Source organism: Moorena sp. SIO3I6, from assembly GCF_010672095.1.
The window spans coordinates 1-1,578 of record NZ_JAAHHU010001194.1 but is presented as its reverse complement, the minus strand read 5'-3'; the positions used below and the strand labels follow the sequence as shown (position 1 = coordinate 1,578).

3 protein-coding genes are annotated in these 1,578 nt (G+C 43.4%); 1 reads left to right on the top strand and 2 read right to left on the bottom strand.

Annotated features, from left to right (window positions below; translation table 11 throughout):
- Window positions 1-46: 46 nt before the first annotated feature.
- Together F6K49_RS47605 and F6K49_RS47600 are read right to left on the bottom strand one after the other, a co-directional pair.
- Window positions 47-169 (bottom strand): hypothetical protein, encoded by a 123-nt coding sequence (locus F6K49_RS47605; RefSeq protein ID WP_293109557.1) that lies wholly within the window; start codon window positions 167-169, stop codon window positions 47-49.
- 72 nt (window positions 170-241) lie between these two features.
- On the bottom strand, window positions 242-1,048 hold the full coding sequence (locus F6K49_RS47600) for a hypothetical protein (RefSeq protein WP_293109555.1): 807 nt from the start codon (window positions 1,046-1,048) through the stop codon (window positions 242-244).
- Between the two features lie 313 nt (window positions 1,049-1,361).
- On the opposite strand from F6K49_RS47600, the gene F6K49_RS47595 reads away from it, so the two are divergent.
- On the top strand, window positions 1,362-1,578 hold a 217-nt coding region (locus F6K49_RS47595), incomplete at its 3' end, for a hypothetical protein (RefSeq protein ID WP_293109553.1).

Below are 1,578 nucleotides of genomic sequence, written 5' to 3'. Positions count from 1 at the left end.
GGTTTTAAATCCTTCTATCCACAATCAAGCTGACTTTTCGCACTCTCTAAAACTTTTGTCCTGTACTTAGAGCGTGACCATTCGCGTAGCGTGGCCTTTTGGCCAAGGTCAATCGCCCCCAGTGAGTGAAAGCGTTCGCATAAGCGCGGAAGCTGAGGCCGTAGGCCACGCGGGGCGCGTTCGCGTGACTCGCGTCGGCTTTGCGGAATCGTAGCTGTGGATACCAATTAAAATCTTTCTGCTAAAAAACCGTTTCTTCCATGTTTTCATTGTCAGGGGTGGGAAAGCTTTGTAGCCTCTTGAGGAAATCTAACAATTCTTGAGGTGTCAGAAACTGACGGGAAATCTTCCCGTAAACCTGTTGTAGGTATTTAACTCCATCTTGTTTTGACCACCGCAACCGTTGAAGTTCTTTGGACGTCTGCTTTAGAATTTCAAAAGATTCGTGGGACTTGATCCAATCTTCCGATTGTTGTGCCCCGGTCTGTGGCTTTGTTTGTGGCTCTGACTCTGGTCCTGGTGGTGAAATTGGCTGACCACTTAAAAGTGACTGGCAGGCATTGGCAATCGAGTAGATATTAACAGAAGCATCCCAATCATAGGATATATAGCGGTCTCTACTATCATAGAGGGAACAGAATACGGTAGCTGGATTACCTTTTGAAGTATCATTACCCCTCAGAGCGATCGTCAGCGGTTCCTTTACTTGCTCAGGGGATAACTTAACAAGACTAAGCAAAAAGCAACGAGAAAATATACTATCAATCCCTGACTGGATAGAATACGGTTTATCCGCTAGCACTTGGATGCGGAGTTTAAGCACTTCTTTCTCAAGAAATTCTTTTGCCACTATCTCAATCCCACTCACAAAACATCGAATGGCTTGGTGGTAAATGGCTTCTGGTTTGTTTTCTGAGTGATTCCAAAAGTGCCACAGGTACTTACCATTTTCAGAGTTTTTGACATAGATTATTTTCGGTATCGGGGCATCACAAAACCCCAATTTTTTGGTATTGTCTAGGTTGCTTGACTCTACTGTTTCGGCCATGACACTCCCTTGGATACTATCGCAAATCTGTGCTTTAAGTATCCAAACCTGATGTATGCGTTCGCATTTGTTTTATGAATATCGGGTGTGCTTTACCGTAATAGATCGATACTCGCGCATCCGGTTTGTTGATCCCGTTTGTTGATGATCACGTTATGGTTATAGCCATGAAATTACTAGAGAAATCCTAAATCTGTGATAACTTTTGATTTAGGATTTCCCTATTCCCTATTCCCTATTCCCTATTCCCTATTCCCTTTGCTATATAAATTTTAATACCGATACCGTTACCATTTGCGACTGCATCAAGACAATGATTAAAAATGTATTTAAAGATATCCTCTTATCCAAAACTAATTCTTCCCTTCCTCCTCTCCCCACACTCCTCCCTTTTCAACAGGTCTTACGACCCCTGCCTCTAGCCATTGCGCTGGTGCTATCTTGTCTATTGACCCTTACAGGTTGCCATCCGAACCAGTTTAAGACTCAAGCAGCTCAGGTCTCTCAACTAGTGTTAGCTACTCCTAGTA